Genomic DNA, 22,295 nt, shown 5'->3' with positions numbered 1-22,295 from the left:
TCCCCTCTCCCCCGCCGGCGGGGGAGGGGGAGCCCCAACTTTCAGGTAGTCCCAACGTCATGGCACACACAATCGAAACCCAACTTCTTGTCCTCGGCGGCGGCCCCGGCGGCTACGTCGCGGCGATCCGCGCCGGCCAGCTCGGCATTCCCGCCGTGCTGGTGGAAGCGGCCACGCCCGGCGGCACCTGCCTCAACATCGGCTGCATTCCGTCCAAGGCGCTGATCCACGCCGCCGAGGAATTCGCGAAAGTTGCCGCGTTCGCGGCCGGCGATTCGGCACTGGGCATCAGCGTGCAGGCACCGGCCCTGGACATAGGCAAGACCGTGGCCTGGAAGGACGGCATCGTGCGCCGTCTGACCGGCGGCGTGGCGGCGTTGTTGAAGAAGAACGGCGTGCGCGTGGTGTCCGGCCTGGGCAAGGTGGTCGACGGCAAGACGGTCGAAGTGGCAGGTGCCGGCGATGGCGGCCAGCTGCTGCGCATCCGCTGCGAACACCTGCTGCTGGCGACCGGTTCAGTGCCGGTGGAGCTGCCGTTCCTGCCGTTCGGCGGCAAGGTGATTTCCTCCACCGAAGCGCTCTCGCCCAAGGCCTTGCCGAAGAAGCTGATCGTCGTCGGCGGTGGCTACATTGGTCTGGAACTGGGCAGCGTCTACCGCAAGCTCGGCTGCGATGTGCTCGTGGTCGAAGCACAGGACCGCATCCTGCCGGCCTACGATGCCGAGCTGACCCGCCCGGTCGCACAGCATCTGGAAAAATCCGGCGTCGCCCTGCTCACCGGCCACAGCGTGCTGGGGCTTTCCGATTCCGGCGCGCTGCGCGTGCGCAGTCCGGACGGCAAGGAACTGGCGCTGGATGCCGACCAGATCCTGGTCGCCGTCGGCCGTCGCCCCAAGACCGATGGCTTCAATCTGGAATCGCTGCACCTGGACATGGCCGGCCGCGCCATCAAGATCGACGACCAGTGCCGCACTTCGATGCGCAATGTCTGGGCCATCGGCGATGTCGCCGGCGAGCCGATGCTGGCGCACCGCGCGATGGCGCAGGGCGAAATGGTGGCCGAGATCGTCAGCGGCAAAAAACGCCGTTTCGAACCGGCCGCGATCCCGGCGGTGTGCTTCACCGATCCGGAAGTGGTCGTGGTCGGCCTGTCACCGGACGAGGCCAAGGCCCACGGCATCACGATCAAGACCGCGCTGTTCCCGTTCGCCGCCAATGGCCGCGCGATGACGCTGGAATCCTCCGACGGCTTCGTGCGCGTGGTCGCACGCGAGGACGACCACCGCATCCTCGGCTGGCAGGCCGTGGGCGCGCAGGTGTCCGAGCTGTCCATCGCCTTCGTGCAGTCCATCGAAATGGGCGCGTCGCTGGAAGACATCGCCGCCACGATCCACCCGCACCCGACCCTGGGCGAGGCCGTGCAGGAAGCTGCACTGCGAGCCCTCGGCCACGCGCTGCACATCTGAACCGGGCGTCGCAGCGCTGATCCACGCCCGCCGCTGCCGCAGCGGCGGTGCTGATTCCCCGGCCGGCCGGCAGTTACCATGGGCCGGCCGGATATCCGGATCGCGGCCTGCGGCTCGCAGTTGCCCGACGCATTCCCTTCTTCCGCATCGAGTTTTCCCATGAGCATCGACTTCCAGGTTTCCCCTTCCGCCCATCCCCGCAGCCAGGCCGAGCGCGACGCGATCCTCGCCAATCCCGGCTTCGGCACCCATTTCACCGACCACATGGTCGCCATCGACTGGACCCAGGCCGACGGCTGGCACGATGCCCAGGTCCGCGCCTACGGCCCGCTCAGCCTGTCGCCGGCCTCGGCGGTGCTGCACTACGCGCAGGAAATTTTTGAAGGGCTGAAGGCCTTCCGCCACGCCGACGGCTCGATCTGGTCGTTCCGCCCGGAAGCCAACGGCGCCCGCATGCAGCATTCCGCGCGCCGCCTGGCGCTGCCGGAACTGCCGGTCGAAACCTTCGTCGAATCGATCCGCCAACTGGTATCCATCGACAAGGACTGGGTGCCCAGCGGCGGTGAGGCCAGCCTCTATCTGCGCCCGTTCATGATCGCCAACGAGGATTTTCTCGGCGTGCGCGCGGCCCAGCGAGCAGCCTACTACGTCATCGCCAGCCCGGCCGGCGCGTACTTCAAGGGCGGCGTCAAGCCGGTATCGATCTGGCTCTCGCGCGACTACTCGCGCGCCGGCAAGGGCGGCACCGGATCGGCCAAGTGCGGTGGCAACTACGCCTCCTCGCTGCTGCCGCAGCAGCAGGCCATGGCCAACGGCTGCGCCCAGGTGCTGTTCCTGGATTCGCAGGAAGGCCGCTACATCGAAGAACTGGGCGGCATGAACGTGTTCCTGGTGCAGCGCGATGGCAGCGTCATCACTCCGGAACTGAGCGGCAGCATTCTGGAAGGCATCACCCGCCTGTCGGTGATCCAGCTGCTGCGCGACCGCGGCGTCAGCGTCACCGAGCGCCGCATCGACGTGCAGGAATGGATCGACGGCATGCGCTCGGGCGACATCGTGGAAACCTTCGCCTGCGGCACCGCCGCCAGCATCTCGCCCATCGGCGTACTCAAGGGCACGGACTTCTCGGTCGGCAACGCCGACGCCGAACCGGGTGAACTCACCATGTCGATCCGCAAGGAACTGACCGACATCCAGTACGGCCGCAGCGAAGACCGCCACGGCTGGCTGACCAAGCTGGCCTGAAGCTGTCCGCAGCGTGTTTCCCGAATGCCAGCCGGAAGCTTCCGGCTGGCATTTCTGTTTCAGGACCGCACATTTGCCAGCGTCCACTCCGTCGATCCGTCGATCCAAAACGAAGTTTGATCCTGCTCAACCTCGCCGTCAGGCTTTGCACCTAGTCTGCGATTGATGGCGAGCAGCGCGGCATTCCGGGCTGGCATCATGCCGGATCGCGGTGACGAAACCGGATGTCGGCAGCATGACTGGCACCGGATATTCGCCGGCAACCGCAGACCGCTTCCATCCGAGCCATCCAAGGAGTTCCAGTGACCTCACCCGCCCCGTCTCCCGATGACCTGACATTGCTGCGCAACCGCACTTTCGACGAACTGGCCGTGGGCGATGCCGCCAGCGTCGAACGCGTGTTGACGCGCGAAGATGTCCACGCTTTTGCCGCGCTGGCCGGAGTCGCCGTCGAGCGGCAGCAGGCAGCGTCACAGGACAACGTGGCGCGCGGCACCTGGGGCGGCGCCCTGATCGGCACGCTGATCGACACCCGCCTGCCGGGCCCGGGCAGCGTGCATCTGGAACAGGCGCTGGCTTTCCACGCGGCGTTGAAGGTCGGTGACCGCCTCAAGGTCAAGGTGCAGGTGGAAGTGCTGGATGCCGCCACGCGCCAGGTCGTACTGGCCTGCACCTGCGTCAACCAGGACGGCATCGTCGTGATCGACGGCAAGGCACGTGTGATTGCGCCGAGCGAGCGCATCGAACTGCCGCGCGCCGGCCTGCCCGAGATCCGCCGCGACAGCAACGGCAACGATGGTCTCGGCCGCCTGCTGGCGCATGTCGCGCCGCTGGCCGCGATCCGCGTCGCCGTGGTGCATCCCTGCGATGCGCCAAGCCTGAAGGGCGCACTGGATGCGCGCAGCGCCGGGCTGATCGAGCCGGTGCTGGTCGGCCCGCGTGCGCGCATCGAGGCCGTGGCGCAACAGGAAGGTTTCGACCTGTCCGGCGTCGTGATCGAAGACGCCGCGCACAGCCACGCCGCCGCCGCGCGCGCCTCGCAACTGGCCTGCGAAGGCAAGGTCGAGGCGCTGATGAAAGGCAGCCTGCACACCGACGAACTGATGACCGCCGTGGTCGCGCGCGATGCCGGCCTGCGCACCAAGCGCCGCGTCAGCCATTGCTTCGTGTTGCAGACACCGCATTATCCACGCCCGTTCATCGTCACCGATGCGGCGATCAATCTCGCGCCGGATCTGATGCAGAAGGCTGACATCGTGCAGAACGCGATCGACCTGGCGCACGTGATCGGCGTGCCGGACCCGAAGGTCGCGATCCTGGCGGCGGTGGAAACGGTGATGCCTTCGATGCCGGCCACGCTGGATGCCGCCGCGCTGTGCAAGATGGCCGACCGTGGCCAGATCGTTGGTGGCACGCTGGATGGCCCGCTCGCGTTCGACAACGCCGTCTCGCCCGCCGCCGCGCGCACCAAGGGCATTGTCTCGCCCGTCGCCGGCCAGGCCGACATCCTGGTCGTACCCGATCTTGAAAGCGGCAATATGCTCGCCAAGCAGCTGATGTATCTGGGCCAGGCCGCCAGCGCCGGTATCGTGATGGGGGCCAAGGTGCCAGTGATCCTGACCAGCCGCGCCGATACCCACGAAGCCCGCATCGCCTCCTGCGCGATCGCGCTGATGCTGGCGCACCGCTATCGCGTCAGCCCGCCGTAAGCAGGTTCAACTTTCTTTCCAGACCCGAGGACACCGCAATGAAATACAGCTTCAAGGGCGACACCGCACTGGTCACTGGTGCCGGCTCCGGCATCGGCGCGGCGACGGCGAAACTGCTGGCTGAAAACGACGTGCGCGTCGTGGTCTCGGACATCGACGCCGACACCGTGGCGCGTGTTGTGGCCGAGATCATCGCCGCCGGCGGCGACGCGGTGGCGCATGTGGGCGACGTTTCGCGCCCGGAAGACGCGCAGTCCGCCGTGGTGTTGGCGCAGGAATCATTCGGCGCGCTGCACCTGGCGTTCAACAACGCCGGCATCGGCGGCACATTGAAGCCGGCCGGCGAGCTGGAACCGGCCGAGTGGCAGCGCGTCATCGACATCAACCTCAGCGGCGTGCAGTACGGCCTGCGTTATCAGATCCCGGCGATGCTGGCGGCCGGCGGCGGCGCCATCGTCAACATGTCCTCGATCCTGGGCGTGGTCGGCGATGCCAACGCCACCGCGTATGTGGCCGCCAAGCACGGCGTCACCGGCCTGACCCGCGCCGCCGCGCTGGCCTATTCGGCGAAGGGTGTGCGGATCAATTCGATCCACCCGGGTTATGTCGAAACTCCGATCCTGGATGGGCTGGATGCCGATACCCGTGGCGCGCTGGTCGGCCTGCACGCCATCGGCCGCCTTGGCCGCCCGGAAGAAATCGCGCATGCCGCCGCTTTCCTGCTGTCGGAAGCGGCCAGCTTCATGACCGGCGCAGGGCTGGTCGTGGATGGCGGCTACACCGCGCGCTAGAAAACACCTCCCATAGAAAATACCTTCCACCGTAGGAGCGCACCCGCAGGGGGCGCGAATGGGTCTGCCCCGGAAATCATCATCGCGCCCCCTGCGGGTGCGCTCCTACAACCAGATTGCGGGGTGTTGCGGCACTCCGATCCACCCGACACAGGCTTTGCCATGCCTTCCAACGAAGATCTGATCCTCGTCCTCAACTGCGGCTCCTCCAGCATCAAGTTCGCGCTGTTTCCCGCCGCCGAGCCGCTGCCGCGCATCCCGCTGTGGAGCGGCAAGGTGCAGGGCATCGGCGGGCCGACACCCGATTTTGGCGAGACTGGCATTGAACCTTTCCCGGTGACACTGGATGCCGAGCACCCGCACACCGCCGCGCTGGCGCTGATCCGCGAACGCGTCATGCAGCGGCTGTCCGGGCGCCGCATCGCCGCCGTCGCGCATCGCGTGGTGCATGGCAGCAGCAAATACTTCACACCCACCCGGGTCGATGCGGCGCTGATTGCCGAACTGCGCGAACTGATTCCGCTCGCGCCGCTGCACCAGCCCTTCCCGCTGAAAGCCATGAGCCTGCTGCTGGAACAGTACCCGCGCATGACCCAGGTGGCCTGCTTTGACACCGGCTTTCATCACAGCTTGCCACTGGTGGAGCAGGTCTTGCCGCTGCCGTACTCGGCCTTCGAACGCGGGGTTCGGCGCTACGGCTTCCACGGCCTGTCCTACGCCTACATGGCCACCGCGTTGCCCGAGCGTCACGGCGACATCGCACGCGGACGCACCATCGTCGCGCACCTGGGCAGCGGCGCCAGCCTGTGCGCGATGCGGAACCTGGAAAGCGTCGCGACCACGATGGGTTTTTCCGCGCTCGACGGTCTGATGATGGGCACCCGTACCGGCGCACTGGATCCGGGCGCGCTGCTGTACCTGATGGAAATCGAGAAGCTCTCGCTCGAAGAAGTCGGCCGGATGCTCTACCACCGCTCCGGCCTGCTCGGCGTTTCCGGCATTTCCGCCGAGCCGCGCGTGATCGTGCGGCACGAGAATGACGAAGGCGAAACCGGCGAACGCGCGCGCCTGGCGCTGGCGCTGTACGTGCGCCGCATCGTGCGCGAAATCGGCGCGCTGGCCGCTGTGCTCGGCGGGTTGGACCTGCTGGTGTTCACCGCCGGCGTCGGCGAACACAATGCCTTCATCCGCGAACGCGTCTGCCGCGACCTGGCCTTCCTCGGCATCGAACTGGACGATGCCGCCAACAGCGCGAATGCCACGACGATTTCGTCGGCCGTCAGCCGCGTCCTGGTCGGTGTGGAACCAACCAACGAGGAATGGATCGCGGCGCGTCAGGCGCAATCGCTGCTCGTTGGTTGAAGTCGTCTCGTTCTGCAGGTGATGGATCGGGAAGCATCCCGCCGTTGGGGTTCGCTGTGCTCACCGCCAACCTGTGCACAGGACCGGCAAGCTGTGCACACAAAAGCGCGCCGGATTTCCTGGCCGCACCGGGTTTTCCATAGGTCGGGCTGAGCGCAGCGATGCCGGACGCGGGAAACGTCACAGCGCTCGTCACTCCGGTTTCTTCTGCGCCCTGGCCTGCTCGCGTGCGATGCGCAGGGCGTCGAGCTTTTCCTTCAGCTTGATCTCCAGGCCACGCTCCACCGGGTGGTAATACTGGCGTTCGCCCAGTTCGTCGGGGAAGCCTGTCTGGTCCAGCGCGATGCCGCCTTCCGCATCATGGTCGTACTGGTAGTTCTTGCCGTAGCCGATCTGTTTCATCAGCTTGGTCGGCGCGTTGCGCAGGTGTAGCGGCACCGGCAGCGTGCCGCTGCTGCGCACCTCGGCGCGGGCCTGGTTGTAGGCGCTGTAGACGGCGTTGGATTTGGCGGTGGCGGCCAGATAGATCGCGACCTGGGCCAGCGCCAATTCGCCTTCCGGGCTGCCGAGGCGGTCGAAGGTGTTCCAGGCGTCGATCGCCATCGGCAACGCGCGCGGGTCGGCCAGACCGATGTCTTCGACCGCCATGCGGGTCAGCCGCCGCGCCAGATAGACCGGATCGCAGCCACCATCGAGCATGCGCGTGAGCCAGTACAGCGCGGCGTCCGGGTTGGAGCTGCGCACGGACTTGTGCAGTGCCGAAATCTGGTCGTAGAACTGCTCGCCCTGCTTGTCGAAGCGCCGGCTGCGGTCGGCCAGCACCTGCGCCAGCAGGGCTTCATCGATATGGCCATCACCGGTGCCGGCCAGCTCGGCGGCGATTTCCAGCAGCGTCAGCGCGCGCCGCACATCGCCATCGGCGGCCTGCGCGATCAGCATCAGATTGTCTGGGGAAATCATGATGTCCTGCCCGCCAAGGCCGCGTTCGGCATCGGCCAGCGCGCGTTGCAGCGCCTGCACGATGTCCTCTGGCGAAACCCCTTCCATCACATGCACACGGCAGCGCGAGAGCAGTGCCGAGTTAAGTTCAAAGCTGGGATTTTCGGTGGTGGCGCCGACGAAAACGATGCTGCCGCGTTCGATATGCGGCAGGAAGGCATCCTGCTGCACCTTGTTGAAGCGGTGCACCTCGTCCACGAACAGCAGCGTGCGCTGTCCGGCCTGGAACGCGCGCTCGGCCTCGGCCAGCACTTCGCGCACCTGTGGCAGGCCGGACAGCACGGCCGAAATCGCATGGAAACGGGCCTCGCCATACTGCGCCAGAAGCAGCGAAAGCGTGGTCTTGCCGCAGCCCGGCGGCCCCCACAGGATCATCGAATGCAGGCGGCCGGATTCGATCGCGCGGCGCAGCGCCGATCCTTCCGACAACAGGCGCCGTTGCCCGACCATATCGTCCAGCGAACGCGGCCGCATGCGCTCGGCCAATGGTTTGAGCGCGGCAGGCGCATCGAACAGGGAAGGCGTGTTGCTCATGCGGGGGATTCTATTGGCTCCGCGCATCGGCGGGGTGCTGGGCGATGTCGGGACGGCGCATCTTCTCCGGTGGTGGACGCGATACGCATGGGATGGCCAAGCAAGTCGAACCTCCGGTTGTTGGGGTTCGCTGCACTCACCGCGAGCCTATGCGTTCGGATGCCGGAGTCGATATAGGTCAGGCTGAACGCAGCGATGCCCGACAGCGGGACTCAGGCCGTACTCGCCTTGTTCACCACGTCGCCCAGCGCATCCAGCACGGCGGTGGCATAGCAGCCGGGCGGCAGCATGAACGCCAGTTTCAGCACATCATCGCCTTGCCACTGCCAGCGCAGTTCGCGTACCGGCAGGCGCAGGGCGCGGCGTTCCTGTTTCAGGCGCGCGGCAACAAGACCGGCGGCAAGATCGGGCACCTCCGCGACAACGGCTTCCTCGATCTCGCGCACCTGTTCCTGACTGCGCAGTTCGCCCTCGCCCCACAGCGCACCGCCGGGATGGATGTCCTGCGCTTCAAGCCGCGCGACCAGAGTATCGTCCAGCGGTTCCGGCCCGAACACGCTGTTGCTGCCATCCAGCACGAACACTTCGCCCGGCAATGCGCGATCCCAGGCACCGAGGCGCACGCGTTCGGCCAGGATGCGGTTGAAGATGTCCGAGCGCGCCGCCGACAGCAGGATCGATCGCTTCTCGCGCGGCATCCGGCGCCCGGCGAACATCGCGCGCGCCGCCGCTATATTGCCGCCTTCACGCCCGAAACGCTGCTCCCCGAACCAGTTGGGCACGCCGCGCGCAGCGATCTGTTCCAGCCGCGCATTGATCGCCTCCGGATCACCGGCAAGCTCGCGCAGCAGCAGTTCGAAACGGTTGCCGCGCAGTGCGCCACGCGGCAGTTTGCGCCCGTGCCAGGTTTCTTCCAGCACGCGGAAATCCGGATGTTCCAGCCCTTCCAGCGCCGGCCGCACGCGCTTGGGCAGGTGCACGCTGAACATCTGGCGGGTCACTGCGTGGCGGTCCTTGATGCCGGCCCAGCTCACCGCGTGATCGGCCACGCCGGCCCAGCGCGCCAGTTGCTGCGCCACCCAGAAGGTGTTGGCACCACGCTTCTCCACCCACAGAAACAGGTGTTCACCCTGCCCGTCCGGCGTGAATCCGGGGATTTCCTCGACGATGAAATCCGCCGGCGTGCTGCGGATTGCGGCGCTCAGCAGCGGTGGGCCGAAGGCATCCGGGCGCGGCACCGGGGCGGGGTTCTGGTCAGACATGGAAGTCACACGGCAAAAGGCAGCCGGCAATGATGACACGCGGCGGCGGGTTGGCAATGGTGTGGCCGATGCAGGGGTTGGCCGGTGTTTTCCGGTTGCGTGGCAAAACATGTGGTCTGGGCAAGCCCTTGACCGATCCCAGCGCATCGGAGGTCCGGATCATTGGGAAGGTCTGGATTCATGGGGAAGGCCACACCCGGATACGGCTTCGCCTTACCCGGGCTACCGCATGCTCAGAATGCCGGCAGCACGGCGCCCTGGTAGCGGCTCTGGATGAAGGCGCGCACGTCTTCGCTGGTCAGGGCCTTGGCCAAGGCCTGCACGCGCGGGTCGTCGCGGCTTTCCGCGTGGCCGACGAGGAAGTTCACATACGGCGAATCACTGTCCTCGATCGCCAGCGCGTCTTCGGTCGGGTTCAGTCCGGCATCCAGCGCATAGTTGGTGTTGATCAGCGCCAGATCTACCTGATCCAGCACACGCGGCAGCATCGCCGCGTCCAGTTCGCGGAACTTCAACTGCTTCGGGTTGGCGGTGATGTCGCGCAGCGTGGCCAGCGCGTTGGTCGGATCAGCCAGCTGGATCACGCCGGCGTGGTGCAGCAGGATCAGCGCGCGGCTGTTGTTGCTCGGGTCGTTCGGGATCACCACATCGGCGCCTTCCGGCAGTGCATCGAGCGCATCGAAACGGCGCGAATAGGCGCCGAAGGGTTCGATATGAACGCCGGTCAGCGTCACCAGCTGCGTGCCGCGATCGCGGTTGTAGGCGTCCAGATAGGGTTCGGTCTGGAAGTAGTTGACGTCGATGCGCTTCTGCACGACCTGGTCATTGGGCTGCACATAGTCGCTGAAGATGCGCACCTCCAGCGTCACGCCCTGCTCGGCCAGCAGCGGCTTGACCACCTCCAGGATCTCGGCGTGCGGGATCGCGGTCGCGGCCACGCTCAGACGCGTATCCGCGCCATCGCGTTGACCGCCACCGCAGGCCGTCAATGCCAGTGCCGCGCCGGCCAGGACCAGACTGACGAGAATCGGGCCGGCGAGAAGCAGGGAACGCGGGGAATGTTTCATGTCAATTCATCCAGTTAACGTGAGTCCCAGGACCTGCCCAGGAAATGCAAAAAAAACCGCTCCCTCTCCCCTGCCAACGGCGGGGGAGAGGGCTGGGGTGAGGGGGGCAGTTCGCGATAGCAATAAACAAAAGCACCCGCGCCTGTGGCGCTCGCCCCCTCACCCTGACCCTCTCCCCCGCAAGCGAGGGAGAGGGGAATGCTATTGAATTCATGATCTCGGGCGATTTTCGACTCGCGGGCGTTGAAGCAAATCAACGCCGGCTGAAGCGCGCCACGAGGCGGTCGCCAACGAACTGCAGCGCCTGCACCAGTATCAGCAGCAGCACCACGGTGACCAGCGCGACATCGGTATGCGAGCGCAGGTAGCCGTCGCGGTAAGCCAGATCGCCGAGGCCGCCGGAACCGATGGCGCCGCCCATCGCGGTGAAGCCGATCAGTGCAATCGCGGTCACCGTCGCGCCGGCCACCAGCGCCGGCAGGGCTTCGGGCAGCAACACGCGCCACACCAGCTGCCAGGTGGTCGCGCCCATCGCCAGGCTGGCCTCGATCACGCCGCGATCCACTTCGCGCAGCGCGGCTTCCACCAGCCGTGCGTAGAACGGTGCTGCGCCGACCACCAGCGGCAGGATCGCGCCACGCACCCCGAGCGAGGTGCCGACGATCCACAGCGTCAGCGGAATCATCGCGATCATCAGGATGATGAAAGGCACTGAACGCAGCAGGTTCACCACCGCCGCCAGCACGCCGTGCAGCACCGGCTGCGCATGCAGCTGGCGCGGCGCACTGAGGAACAGCAGCACCCCCAGCGGCAGGCCGAACAGGATCGTCAGCGGCAGCGAGGCGCCGAGCATCAGCAGCGTATCGACCGTGGCCCAGCCGATCTCGCCCCATTTGGCAACGGAAAGATGCTGGAAGAAACCGTCGCCGTTCATGCCCGCAATACCTGCACATGGACCCCGGCTGCCGTCAATTGCGCCTGCGCCGCGTCGATATCCCCGCCCAGCAGCGCCACGGTCAGCTGCCCATACGGGGTTTCACGGATGCGGTCGATGCGGCCGGACAGCAGGCTGTAATCGATGCCGGTGGCGCGTGCGACCTGCGCCAGCAGTGGCTTGTGCGTGTCTTCCCCGAGGAAGGTCAGGCGCAGGATGCGGCCCTGCACCTGGGCGAAGGCTCGCGTCTGGGCTTCTTCATCAACGTGCTCGGCCTCGGCGACGAAACGGCGCGTGGTGGGATGCTGCGGGTGCAGGAAAACATCGGTGACCGCGCCGCTTTCGACCAGCCGGCCGGCATCCAGCACCGCGACCTTGTCGCAGACCCGGCGCACCACATCCATCTCGTGCGTGATCAGCACGATGGTCAGGCCCAGTTCGCGGTTCAGGCGCGCCAGCAGATCCAGCACCGCGGCCGTGGTCTGCGGATCAAGCGCGCTGGTGGCCTCATCGCAGAGCAGGATCTTCGGCCCTGTCGCCAGCGCCCGCGCGATGCCCACGCGCTGTTTCTGTCCGCCGGACAGCTGCGCCGGGTATTTGTCGGCCTGGCTTTCCAGCCCGACCAGCGCCAGCAGTTCGCGCACCCGCGCATCGGCCTGCTGCGGCGTGCGACCGGCCAGCTGCAACGGAAAGGCGATGTTCTGCGCCACCGTTCTGGCCGAGAGCAGGTTGAAGTGCTGGAAGATCATGCCGACGCGCCGACGCAGCGCGCGCAGGCCGGCCGCGTCCAACGCGCCGACCTCTTCGCCATCGACCAGCAGGCGGCCGCCGCTGTGCGGCTCAAGCCGGTTGATCAGCCGAACCAGGGTCGATTTGCCGGCACCGGAATGCCCGATCACGCCGAACACCTCGCCGGCACCGATGTCCAGATCCAGCGGCTGCAGCGCGACGAATTCGCCCTGCGGCCCGGAATAGGATTTGTGTACCGCCCGGAACTGGATCACGCCGGCTTCACCTGCGCCCGGAAAAGCCGTGCAGCGTAACAGCGCACGACGTTTGTGCCTTGTTCCCGGAAGCCAGCTGCTTATGCGAACGCGTCATGAGCTGCGCCCGGCAGCCGGCCCGAGCACGGCCACCGCCTGCGCCGCGATGCCTTCGCCGCGACCGGTGAAACCAAGCTTTTCCGACGTGGTGGCCTTGACTCCGACCGCATCGGGCTCGACACCCAGATCGGCGGCCAGATGTTCACGCATCGCATCGATATGCGGCGCCAGTTTCGGCCGCTCGCAGATCACCACCGCGTCGATATTGCCGACCCGCCAGCCGCGTTCGTGCAGCATCGCCACCACCGCGCGCAGCAGTTCGCGGCTGTCCACGCCGGCCCAGCGCGCGTCCGAAGGCGGAAAATGCCGGCCGATGTCGCCCAGCGCCAGCGCGCCCAGCAGCGCATCGCACAGCGCGTGGATCAGCACATCGCCATCGGAATGGGCCAGAAGACCATGGCTGTGCGCGATGCGCACGCCGCCGATGACGACATGGTCGCCAGGGCCGAAGGCGTGCACGTCGTAGCCGATGCCGATGCGGGGCAGATTCATGATTGCGGGTTCCTCAGCAGGAATTCGGCCAGCGCCACGTCCTGCGGTGTGGTGACCTTGATATTGTCGGCGGCGCCAGCCACCAGGCGGACGGGGACGCCGGACCTTTCCATTGCCATGGCCTCGTCGGTGACCTGTACGCCGGCCGCGGCGGCATCGCGCAACGCGGTGGACAGTACGCCACGGCGGAACATCTGCGGGGTCAGTGCACGCCACAGTCCTTCGCGCGGCACCGTGGCTTCGACATGGCCGTTGTGATCGGCGCGCTTGAGGGTGTCGCTCAGCGGTTGCGCCAGCAGTGCGCCTTCACCATGGCCGGCGGCATCCAGCAGCGCGTCCAGATCCGCATGGCGCAGGCACGGGCGCGCGGCGTCATGCACCAGCACGAAATCGGTTGCGGCCACATCCTGCGGCAAGGCTTCCAGGCCAGCCAGCACCGAATCGGCGCGTTCGGCACCGCCAGCGGTGGTCAGCAGCGGCGTGCCTTCCAGTTCCTTCCAGCCGGGCCAGTCGCGGTCACCGGGCGAGAGCACCACCATCAGGCCGGCCACGCGCGGATGCGCGGCCAGACGCCGCAGCGTGTGTTCGATCAGCGGTTTGCCGGCCAGCGCCAGATACTGCTTGGGCAACGGCGCGCCGATGCGGGTGCCGCGCCCGGCAGCCGGCACCACCACCCAGAAGCGCTGCTGCATCATCGCCGAGGTTCCGGTTCGGGCGGCACCGGCTCGACCACGCGGTAGAAGGTTTCGCCCGGCTTGATCAGGCCCAGTTCGGCGCGCGCGCGCTCTTCCATCGCGGCCTGGCCTTCGCGCAGTTCTTCGACCTCGGCCGCGAGCGCGGCATTGCGCCGTTCCAGTTCCTCGTTCTCGCGCGCCTGCGCCTCAACGCGGGCGCGCAGATCTTCAACCTCGCGCACCCCGCCGCTGCCGACCCAGTATTTGATCTGGAGCAGCACGATCAGGGCCAGCAGCACGAGGGCAGTCAGGCGCGCCATGCGTCATCGTTCAACCGTTCGCCAGGCTGACGAAGGCATTGAGGCCAGCGTAGCGGGCACCGGCGCCGAGGGCTTCCTCGATGCGCAACAGCTGGTTGTACTTGGCGACGCGGTCCGAACGGCAGAGCGAACCTGTCTTGATCTGACTGGCGCTGGTGGCCACCGCGATATCGGCGATGGTGGTGTCCTCGGTTTCGCCGGAACGGTGAGAGACCACGGCGGCGTAGCGGTGCGCATCGGCCATCGCGATGGCTTCCAGGGTTTCGCTCAGCGTGCCGATCTGGTTGACCTTGATCAGGATCGCGTTGCCGATGCGCTTGTCGATGCCTTCGCGGAAGATCTTCGGGTTGGTGACGAACAGGTCGTCGCCCACCAGCTGGACGCGTTCACCCAGGCGCCGGGTCAGCAGTTCCCAACCGTCCCAGTCGTCCTCAGCCATGCCGTCCTCGATCGTGATGATCGGGTACTGGCGCGCCCAGTCGGCCAGGAAGTCGACGAACTGCTCGGCCGACAGGCGCTTGCCTTCGCCGGTCAGCAGATACTTGCCGCTGTCGTAGAACTCCGAGCTGGCCACATCCAGCCCGAGCAGCACATCGTCACCGGCCCGGCAGCCGGCCTTGTTGATGGCTTCCAGAATGGTGTCGATCGCCTCGACATTGGATTCCAGATCCGGCGCGAAACCGCCTTCATCGCCCACTGCAGTGGACAGGCCGCGACCCTTCAGCACTGATTTGAGCGCGTGGAAGATTTCGGTGCCGGCGCGCAGCGCTTCGGAGAACGAATCAAAACCGACCGGCAGGATCATGAATTCCTGCATGTCAACGTTGTTGTCGGCATGCGCACCGCCGTTGATGATGTTCATCATCGGCACCGGCAGCGTGACTTCGCGGCCCTGCGCCAGGTGCTGCCACAGCGGCATGCGGCGCGAGGCGGCGACCGCATGCGCATTGGCCAGCGAAACGCCGAGCAGCGCATTGGCGCCGAGCTCGCTCTTGTTGTCGGTGCCGTCCAGATCGATCAGGCGCGCATCCAGGCCGGCCTGATCGGCTGCATCGAAACCGGTCAGTGCCGCTGCGATGGTTTCATTGACGTTGGCCACCGCCTTGCGCACGCCCTTGCCCAGATAGCGGGTCTTGTCGCCGTCGCGCAGTTCCACCGCCTCGCGCATGCCGGTGGAGGCACCGGACGGCACCGCGGCGCGGCCGAAGCTGCCATCGGCCAGTGTCACTTCGGCTTCGAGCGTGGGATTGCCGCGGGAGTCGAGGATTTCGCGGGCGTGGATGGTCTTGATCGTGGTCATGGATTGAATACGTCGGGTCGAATGGAAAGGTAGATCTGTTGCCGCCGCTGCGCGAGAGCGCGTGCTTCACGGCGTTCGCGCCGCCAGGCCGGGATGCCGACCAGCAACGCCGCCAGCGCCACCGAGAGCGCCAGCACCGGCACCGTGGTCAGCGTCGGCACCAGCCATTGCAGCAGCAGCGGGAAAACAAGCAGGGACAATGCCACAAACACCAGCACATCGCGGACGAAGGCCTGGAAGCGCCGTTCCAGCGCCGAGGTTTTCAGTTCCAGCAGGGCCAGGTGGGTGTCGCGGCCTGTGGGAGGCTCCATGTCATTGTCCTCGAATCGGAAAGTCCAGCCGGCCTTCGCCGTGCCTCAGGCCAGCTCCAGCAAACCACCGCGCTTCACCACCGCATCCAGTTCCTGCATCGTGGCCAGCAGGTCTTCCATGCGGCCCAGCGGCCAGGCGTTGGGGCCATCGGACAGGGCCTTGTCCGGGTCCGGATGGGTTTCCATGAAGACACCGGCCACGCCCACCGCGATCGCGGCGCGTGCCAGCACCGGCACGAACTCGCGCTGGCCGCCGGACTTGCCATCGGCGCCGCCGGGCAATTGCACCGAATGGGTGGCATCGAACACCACCGGGCAGCCGGTATCACGCATCACCGCCAGCGAGCGCATGTCCGAGACCAGGTTGTTGTAGCCGAAGCTGGTGCCGCGTTCGCACACCATGATCGCCTCGTTGCCGGTGGCCTGGGCCTTGGCCGAGACGTGCTTCATTTCCCACGGGCTCAGGAACTGGCCCTTCTTGATGTTGACCGGACGTCCGGCGGCGGCGACCTTCTGGATGAAGTCGGTCTGGCGGCACAGGAAGGCCGGCGTCTGCAACACATCCACGACGGCGGCCACTTCATCCATCGGGGTGTATTCGTGCACATCGGTCAGCACCGGCACGCCGATCTGGCGCTTGACCTCGTCCAGGATCTTCAGGCCAGCTTCCATGCCGGGGCCGCGGAAGCTGGCGCCGGAGGTGCGGTTGGCCTTGTCGAAACTGGATTTGAAGATGAAGGGAATGCCGAGCCGGCTGGTGATTTCCTTCAGCGTGCCGGCGGTATCCAGTTGCAGCTGCAACGACTCGATCACGCAGGGCCCGGCGATCAGGAAGAACGGCCGCTCAAGGCCGACATCGAATCCACACAGCTTCATGGTGTCTGCTCCACAGCGGCGACGGCGCCAGCGCCGGCCGTTTCAACATCGCCCTGCCCGGCCTTGTGGCGGCGCGCGGCACGGATGAAATCCACAAACAACGGATGCCCATCGCGCGGCGTGGACAGGAATTCCGGATGGAACTGCGCCGCGATGAACCAGGGGTGGGCGGGAATCTCGACCACTTCCACCAGCAGATCGTCCATCGACTTGCCCGAGAACGACAGCCCGGCTTCCTTCAGCGCGGTGCGGTAGTGGTTGTTGAATTCGTAGCGGTGGCGATGGCGTTCGACGATGACATCGCTGCCATAGATTTCGCGTACCCGCGAGCCGGGCTTGAGCCGGCACTGCTGCGCGCCCAGGCGCATCGTGCCGCCCAGATCCGAAGCTTCGTCGCGCTGCTCCAGCACGCCGCTGGAGGTACGCCATTCGGTGATCAGGCCGATCACCGGATGCGGGGCCTGCGGATCGTTCTCGGTGCTGTTGGCGCCTTCCAGCCCGGCCACGTTGCGCGCGTATTCGACCACCGCCGCCTGCATGCCGTAGCAGATGCCGAAATACGGCACCTGCTGCTCGCGCGCATATTGCGCCGCCAGCACCTTGCCCTCGAAACCGCGATCACCGAAACCACCGGGCACCAGCACGCCATCGGCGTCTTCCAGCAGGCCCAGCCCTTCGGTTTCCAGTTGCGCCGCCTCGACCCACTTGAGCCGGACCCGCGTGCGCTGTTGCAGGCCGCCGTGGCGCAGGGCCTCGGCCAGCGATTTGTAGGCATCGTGGTGATCGACGTACTTGCCGACGATGGCGATGGTGACTTCGTCCTGCGGATGCTCCATCGCATCCACCACCGCGCTCCATTCGGACAGATCGGCCGGGCCGGCCGAGGCCAGGTTGAAACGCTCGACCACGATCCGGTCCAGCCCCTGGCTGTGCAGCCACAGCGGAATCCTGTAGATGTTGTCCAGATCGATGACGTTGATCACCGCCTCTTCCGGCACGTTGGTGAACAGCGCGATCTTGCGCCGCTCGGCCTCGGGCAGCGGCTGCTCACTGCGGCACAGCAGCACATCGGGCTGGATGCCGATGGAGCGCAGCTCCTTCACCGAATGCTGGGTCGGCTTGGTCTTCAGCTCACCGGCCGCCGCGATCCACGGCACCAGGGTCAGATGCACGAACAGCACCTTGCCGGCGCCACGCTTGGTGCGGATCTGGCGGATCGCCTCCAGGAACGGCAGCGACTCGATGTCGCCCACGGTACCGCCGATCTCCACCAGCGCCACGTCGTAGCCTTCGGTGGCCACATCGATGCTGCGCTGGATCTCGTCGGTGATGTGCGGGATCACCTGCACCGTGCCGCCAAGGTAGTCGCCCCGGCGCTCGCGCCGGATCACGTTGTCGTAGATGCGCCCGGTGGTGACCGAGTTGCGCCGCGCCATGCGGGTGCGCACAAAGCGCTCGTAATGGCCCAGATCCAGATCGGTTTCGGCACCGTCATCGGTGACGTAGACCTCGCCGTGCTGGAACGGGCTCATCGTGCCCGGATCGACATTGATGTACGGGTCCAGCTTCATCAGCGTGACCTTCAGGCCACGCGACTCGAGCACAGACGCAAGCGAAGCGGCGGCGATGCCCTTGCCAAGCGAGGACACAACGCCACCGGTAACAAATATGAGGGGAGTCATGGGGTATGGATGCAGCCGGAAAGCGCAATTCTACCGGGTAGCGATGACCGGGGCGAGGTGCAGGCTGAATGCCTGCATGCGCGGCATGCATTCCGGCCCGCCCGAAAACTGCCACGGGGCTTGATTCCTGCGGCGAATCCGTGACCCGATTGCTGTATTCGCACCGGTAATGGCGCGGACACCACGTTGAGAAACTCCGGCAACAAAAAAGCGGGCCGAAGCCCGCTTTTTCTTCAACAGCCTGCGAAGTGTGGAACTCAGCCTTCGCCGCCGTCTTCGTTCACGGCCTTCATGGACAGGCGGATGCGGCCCTGCTTGTCCACTTCCAGCACCTTGACCTTGACCACGTCGCCTTCCTTGAGCACGTCGCTGACCTTTTCCACGCGCTCGTCGGAGATCTGCGAAACGTGCACCAGGCCGTCCTTGCCGGGGGCGATGGTGACGAAGGCGCCGAAGTCCATGATCTTGGCAACCTTGCCTTCGTAGACGCGGCCGGGCTCGACATCGGAGGTGATCTGCTCGATGCGGGCCTTGGCGGCCTGCGCGGCGGCGGCGTTGACCGAGGCGATGACGATGGTGCCATCGTCCTGGATGTCGATCTGGGTGCCGGTTTCCTTGGTGATGCCCTGGATCGTGGCGCCGCCCTTGCCGATCACTTCGCGGATCTTGTCCGGGTGGATCTTGATCGTCAGCAGGCGCGGGGCGTAGTCGGACAGCTCCTGGCGCGGTGCGGTCAGGCCCTTGGCCATTTCATCCAGGATGTGCAGACGACCGGCCTTGGCCTGGTTCAGCGCCACCTGCATGATTTCGCTGGTGATGCCTTCGATCTTGATATCCATCTGCAGCGCCGAGATGCCCTCGGAGGTGCCGGCCACCTTGAAGTCCATGTCGCCGAGGTGATCTTCATCACCCAGGATGTCGGACAGCACGACGTAGTCGCCGCCCTCCTTGACCAGACCCATCGCGATACCGGCCACCGGGGCCTTGATCGGCACGCCGGCATCCATCAGCGCCAGCGAGCTGCCGCAGACCGAGGCCATCGAGGAGGAGCCGTTGGACTCGGTGATTTCCGAGACGATGCGGATGGTGTACGGGAACTCTTCCAGCGACGGCATCACCGCCAGCACGCCACGCTTGGCCAGACGGCCGTGGCCGATTTCGCGGCGCTTGGGACCCATCATGCGGCCGACTTCACCGACCGAATATGGCGGGAAGTTGTAGTGAAACAGGAAGTTGTCCTTGGACTCGCCTTCCACCGCGTCGATGATCTGACCATCGCGCGCGGTGCCCAGCGTGGTGATGACCAGCGCCTGGGTTTCGCCACGGGTGAACAGGGCCGAGCCGTGGGTACGCGGCAGCGTGCTGACGCGCACCGCGATCGGGCGCACGGTGTCCAGCGCTCGGCCGTCGATGCGCACCTTGGTGCTGAGCACCGACTGGCGCATGGTCTGGTATTCCAGCTCGCCGAATTCGGCGGAAAGCTCGGCCGCATTCCAGGCGTTGGCCTCGATCTGCGGGGTCAGCTCTTCCAGCACCGTCTTCTTCAGCGCGGAAATCGCGTCGCGGCGCGCAAGCTTGTCGCGGATCGCAAAGGCCTGCGTCAGGCGATCACCGATGGCGCCCTTGAGCGCATCGATCACGCCCTGGTTACGGGCCGGTGCCTGCCATTCCCAACGCGGCTTGCCGGCTTCGGCTGCGAACTCGTTGATCGCGTTGATCACGGTCTGCATCTGCTCGTGGCCGAAGGTCACCGCGCCGAGCATGACGTCTTCGCTCAGCAGCTTGGCTTCGGATTCGACCATCAACACCGCCTTGGCGGTACCGGCCACGACCAGTTCCAGATCGGACGATTCCAGTTCGGTTCTGGTCGGGTTCAGCAGGTACTGGCCGTTGGCGTAACCGACCTTGGCGGCACCGATCGGGCCGTTGAACGGGATGCCCGACAGCGCCAGCGCGGCCGAGGTGCCGATCAGGGCCGGGATGTCGCCCTCCACTTCCGGATTCAGCGAAACCACGGTGGCGACCACCTGGACTTCGTTGCGGAAGCCTTCCGGGAACAGCGGGCGGATCGGACGGTCGATCAGGCGCGAGTTCAGGGTTTCACGCTCGGAGGGACGCGCCTCGCGCTTGAAGAAGCCGCCGGGGATGCGGCCGCCCGCGTAGAACTTTTCCTGGTAGTCCACGGTGAGCGGGAAGAAGTCGACGCCTTCGCGTGCCGTCTTGCTGCCCACCACGGAAACCAGCACCACGGTGTCGGACATCTTGACGATGACCGCACCGCCGGCCTGACGGGCAATTTCACCCGTTTCCAGCGTGACCTGATGATTCCCGTACTGGAATGTCTTGGTTACTTTCGCCACGTTTCTATATCCTTGCGCGCTTAACGACGGAGGCCAAGGCGCTCGATCAGCGTCTTGTAACGGTCCACGTCCTTGCCCTTGAGGTAAGCCAGCAGGCTGCGACGCTGGTTGACCAGCATCAGGAGTCCGCGGCGGCTGTGATGATCCTGCTTGTGGGTCTTGAAGTGCTCGGTGAGCTGTTCGATGCGCGCCGAGAGCAAGGCGACCTGGACTTCCGGAGAGCCGGTGTCGTTCGGGCCGCGCTTGAAATCTTCAATGATCTTCTGGGTGTCGATTGCCATGGGGTAAACCACCTTGTGTTGATGCGAGACCGGCAGGAACACAGGGCCCCATAGCCATGTGCACCGCGTGGATCGCCGCTGGGAAACGCCCTGGAAAGGGACGAAATGAAATGGTAAAGCCTGAGAATTATAACTGGCTGCCTGGCTTCACGCCACCGCTGCCGCCATCGCCGTGGACCACCGCCCAGCGGAACAGACGCTGGATGCGCAGCTTGCCGGCGGCATCGGCGGATGCCAGCCCCAGCGCGCGGGCGTGCGTATCGCAGACCACCACGAGCTGGTCGGGTGGCAATTGCGGCGCGCGCAGAACCTGACCCTGACCGAAACGGCGTACATCGGCGGCATCCAGCTTCAGAGTCGGATAGCCGGCCAAGCCGGCTTCAACCGGCAACAGCACCGCATCCAGCGCTTCCCGCCCCTGTCCGGCCAGGGATTTCAGTTCCTCCAGGGTTTGCATCTGCGGCTGGCGGAACGGTTCGACCCAGAGCCGGCGCAGCACCGTCACATGGCCGCCGCAGCCCAGTGCATCGCCGATATCGCGCGCCAGGCTGCGGACATAGGTGCCCGAACCGCATTCGACTTCCAGTTCCAGCCAGTCCGGGCCGGTGTCTGTCAGCGTCAGCGAGAACACCTCGACCTCGCGCGCCGGCACTTCGAATTCCTCGCCGCGGCGGGCACGCAGATACAGCGGCTCGCCATCGCGCTTGAGCGCCGAATAGCGCGGAGGCACCTGACGGATACGGCCACGGAACTGGGCCAGCACCTGCTCGATGATTTCGTCACTGAGCGGCGGCACCGGGCGCTCGCGGGTGACGTGGCCTTCGGCATCATCGGTATCTGTCTCGATGCCGAGCTGCACACGAGTGTGATAGGCCTTGGCTTCCGAGAGCAGCAGGCCGGCGATCTTGGTGGCCTCGCCCAGGCAGATCGGCAGCAGGCCGGTGGCCAGTGGATCGAGGGCGCCGGTATGACCGGCCTTCTCCGCTTCGAACAGCGTGCGCACCTGCTGCAGCGCCTGGTTGGAGCTCAGGCCCAGCGGCTTGTCCAGCAGCACGATGCCATGGATGTCGCGCGCAGGCGGACGGCGGTATTGCGGGGGACGGCGAGCCATGGGGAACCTGTACGTTGCGACAGGCGGCTCAGCGGTCCTCGCGCAGCAGTTGCTCGATGCGCTCGCCCCGGTCGACCGAGTCGTCGTAGTGGAAATGCAGCTCCGGCACGGCACGCATGCGCACGCGACGGCCCAGTTCGAAACGCAGTTCGCGCCCCAGTTCCTTCAGTGCCGCCAACGCTTCGGCCGCCCGTGCCGGATCCAGCGCGGTGACGAAGACCTTGGCATGCGCCAGATCGCGCGTGACCTCGACATCGGACACGCTGACCGACGGCAACCCATGCTCGCGCACGGCGGCGTGCACCAGCTCACCCACATCACGGCGGAGCTGGGCGGAAACACGATCGGTGCGCAGGAAGGATTTGGTCATTGGGAGAGATCGGGATTTGGAATTGGGGATTCGGGAAAGCGGGGCG

Annotated in this window: 21 protein-coding genes; 5 read left to right on the top strand and 16 right to left on the bottom strand. The window is 66.2% G+C overall.

Annotated features, from left to right (window positions below; all coding sequences use genetic code 11):
* Positions 1–59: 59 nt before the first annotated feature.
* From lpdA to WDB66_RS02845, 5 genes are all read left to right on the top strand, one after another.
* The gene (lpdA, locus tag WDB66_RS02865; protein ID WP_339396995.1) at positions 60–1,466 is read left to right on the top strand and encodes a dihydrolipoyl dehydrogenase; all 1,407 of its coding nucleotides are present in this window, start codon (positions 60–62) and stop codon (positions 1,464–1,466) included.
* A 159-nt stretch (positions 1,467–1,625) separates the two neighbouring features.
* Positions 1,626–2,711 (top strand): branched-chain amino acid aminotransferase, encoded by a 1,086-nt coding sequence (locus WDB66_RS02860; RefSeq protein ID WP_339396993.1) that lies wholly within the window; start codon positions 1,626–1,628, stop codon positions 2,709–2,711.
* A gap of 302 nt (positions 2,712–3,013) precedes the next feature.
* Positions 3,014–4,420 carry a bifunctional enoyl-CoA hydratase/phosphate acetyltransferase gene (locus tag WDB66_RS02855; protein ID WP_339396991.1) on the top strand — a complete coding sequence of 469 codons (1,407 nt, stop codon included), beginning with the start codon at positions 3,014–3,016 and terminating at the stop codon, positions 4,418–4,420.
* A gap of 38 nt (positions 4,421–4,458) precedes the next feature.
* A complete protein-coding gene (locus tag WDB66_RS02850; RefSeq protein ID WP_339396989.1) occupies positions 4,459–5,211 on the top strand; it encodes an SDR family NAD(P)-dependent oxidoreductase in 753 nt (250 codons plus the stop codon).
* A gap of 162 nt (positions 5,212–5,373) precedes the next feature.
* Positions 5,374–6,573: an acetate/propionate family kinase gene (locus WDB66_RS02845; RefSeq protein ID WP_339396987.1), complete on the top strand. Its 1,200-nt coding sequence runs from the start codon at positions 5,374–5,376 to the stop codon at positions 6,571–6,573.
* Positions 6,574–6,765: 192 nt separating this feature from the next.
* Here the strand turns inward: WDB66_RS02845 and WDB66_RS02840 are convergent, their stop codons facing one another.
* The 16 genes from WDB66_RS02840 to rbfA form a co-directional block, all read right to left on the bottom strand.
* Positions 6,766–8,106, bottom strand: coding sequence for a replication-associated recombination protein A (locus WDB66_RS02840; protein WP_339396985.1), 1,341 nt, complete (start codon positions 8,104–8,106; stop codon positions 6,766–6,768).
* Positions 8,107–8,318: 212 nt separating this feature from the next.
* Positions 8,319–9,368 (bottom strand): tRNA pseudouridine(13) synthase TruD, encoded by a 1,050-nt coding sequence (truD, locus tag WDB66_RS02835; protein ID WP_339396983.1) that lies wholly within the window; start codon positions 9,366–9,368, stop codon positions 8,319–8,321.
* Positions 9,369–9,601: 233 nt separating this feature from the next.
* Complete coding sequence (locus tag WDB66_RS02830; RefSeq protein ID WP_339396981.1) at positions 9,602–10,435, bottom strand: MetQ/NlpA family ABC transporter substrate-binding protein; 834 nt, start codon at positions 10,433–10,435, stop codon at positions 9,602–9,604.
* A 253-nt stretch (positions 10,436–10,688) separates the two neighbouring features.
* A complete protein-coding gene (locus WDB66_RS02825; protein WP_339396979.1) occupies positions 10,689–11,369 on the bottom strand; it encodes a methionine ABC transporter permease in 681 nt (226 codons plus the stop codon).
* A complete protein-coding gene (locus WDB66_RS02820; protein WP_339396977.1) occupies positions 11,366–12,373 on the bottom strand; it encodes a methionine ABC transporter ATP-binding protein in 1,008 nt (335 codons plus the stop codon). The genes WDB66_RS02825 and WDB66_RS02820 overlap by 4 nt, the downstream gene beginning before the upstream one ends.
* A 93-nt stretch (positions 12,374–12,466) precedes the next feature.
* On the bottom strand, positions 12,467–12,964 hold the full coding sequence (ispF, locus tag WDB66_RS02815; RefSeq protein WP_339396975.1) for a 2-C-methyl-D-erythritol 2,4-cyclodiphosphate synthase: 498 nt from the start codon (positions 12,962–12,964) through the stop codon (positions 12,467–12,469).
* Positions 12,961–13,656, bottom strand: coding sequence for a 2-C-methyl-D-erythritol 4-phosphate cytidylyltransferase (gene ispD, locus WDB66_RS02810; protein ID WP_339397231.1), 696 nt, complete (start codon positions 13,654–13,656; stop codon positions 12,961–12,963). Before ispD ends, ispF begins: the two co-directional genes overlap by 4 nt.
* Positions 13,656–13,958 carry a cell division protein FtsB gene (ftsB, locus tag WDB66_RS02805; protein ID WP_339396973.1) on the bottom strand — a complete coding sequence of 101 codons (303 nt, stop codon included), beginning with the start codon at positions 13,956–13,958 and terminating at the stop codon, positions 13,656–13,658. Before ftsB ends, ispD begins: the two co-directional genes overlap by 1 nt.
* A gap of 10 nt (positions 13,959–13,968) precedes the next feature.
* Positions 13,969–15,258, bottom strand: a complete 1,290-nt coding sequence (eno, locus tag WDB66_RS02800; RefSeq protein WP_339396971.1) for a phosphopyruvate hydratase — start codon at positions 15,256–15,258, stop codon at positions 13,969–13,971.
* Positions 15,255–15,569, bottom strand: a complete 315-nt coding sequence (locus tag WDB66_RS02795) for a hypothetical protein (protein ID WP_339396969.1) — start codon at positions 15,567–15,569, stop codon at positions 15,255–15,257. Before WDB66_RS02795 ends, eno begins: the two co-directional genes overlap by 4 nt.
* A 45-nt stretch (positions 15,570–15,614) precedes the next feature.
* The gene (kdsA, locus tag WDB66_RS02790) at positions 15,615–16,445 is read right to left on the bottom strand and encodes a 3-deoxy-8-phosphooctulonate synthase (protein ID WP_339396967.1); all 831 of its coding nucleotides are present in this window, start codon (positions 16,443–16,445) and stop codon (positions 15,615–15,617) included.
* Complete coding sequence (pyrG, locus tag WDB66_RS02785) at positions 16,442–18,127, bottom strand: CTP synthase (protein ID WP_339396965.1); 1,686 nt, start codon at positions 18,125–18,127, stop codon at positions 16,442–16,444. The genes kdsA and pyrG overlap by 4 nt, the downstream gene beginning before the upstream one ends.
* 257 nt (positions 18,128–18,384) lie before the next feature.
* Positions 18,385–20,487, bottom strand: coding sequence for a polyribonucleotide nucleotidyltransferase (pnp, locus tag WDB66_RS02780; RefSeq protein WP_339396963.1), 2,103 nt, complete (start codon positions 20,485–20,487; stop codon positions 18,385–18,387).
* Positions 20,488–20,507: 20 nt separating this feature from the next.
* Positions 20,508–20,768, bottom strand: coding sequence for a 30S ribosomal protein S15 (rpsO, locus tag WDB66_RS02775; RefSeq protein WP_339396961.1), 261 nt, complete (start codon positions 20,766–20,768; stop codon positions 20,508–20,510).
* A 127-nt stretch (positions 20,769–20,895) separates the two neighbouring features.
* Positions 20,896–21,879, bottom strand: a complete 984-nt coding sequence (truB, locus tag WDB66_RS02770) for a tRNA pseudouridine(55) synthase TruB (protein WP_339396959.1) — start codon at positions 21,877–21,879, stop codon at positions 20,896–20,898.
* A gap of 28 nt (positions 21,880–21,907) precedes the next feature.
* Entirely contained in the window at positions 21,908–22,249 is a 342-nt protein-coding gene (gene rbfA, locus WDB66_RS02765) for a 30S ribosome-binding factor RbfA (RefSeq protein WP_339396957.1), read from the bottom strand.
* Between the last annotated feature and the right edge of the window lie 46 nt (positions 22,250–22,295).

Source organism: Denitratimonas organivorans (genome assembly GCF_037478135.1).
Taxonomy (GTDB): domain Bacteria; phylum Pseudomonadota; class Gammaproteobacteria; order Xanthomonadales; family Xanthomonadaceae; genus Denitratimonas.
The sequence above is the reverse complement of the archived record's forward strand: the minus strand, read 5'-3'. Positions and strand labels throughout refer to the sequence as shown.